Origin of the sequence: Liquorilactobacillus sicerae (assembly GCF_029916425.1) — a bacterium.
GTDB lineage: Bacteria > Bacillota > Bacilli > Lactobacillales > Lactobacillaceae > Liquorilactobacillus > Liquorilactobacillus sicerae.
The window spans coordinates 1-255 of record NZ_JAHAVQ010000378.1 but is presented as its reverse complement, the minus strand read 5'-3'; the positions used below and the strand labels follow the sequence as shown (position 1 = coordinate 255).

Annotated in this window: 1 rRNA gene; it reads left to right on the top strand. The window is 45.9% G+C overall.

Annotation, left to right across the window (positions count from 1 at the left end):
* Window positions 1-45: 45 nt before the first annotated feature.
* Window positions 46-255, top strand: a 23S ribosomal RNA gene (locus tag KH893_RS12905); the annotation flags it as partial.

Genomic DNA, 255 nt, shown 5'->3' with positions numbered 1-255 from the left:
GTTCTTAACGCAAACTCATAGCCGTTTTACCGTTAGGTAAAATTAGGTTAAGTTATTAAGGGCGCATGGTGGATGCCTTGGCACTAGGAGCCGATGAAGGACGGCACTAACACCGATATGCTTCGGGGAGCTGTAAGTAAGCTGTGATCCGGAGATTTCCGAATGGGGCAACCCAGTAGCTGTAACAAGCTATTACCGCTAGTTGAATTCATAGACTAGTTGGAGGTAAACGCAGGGAACTGAAACATCTAAGTA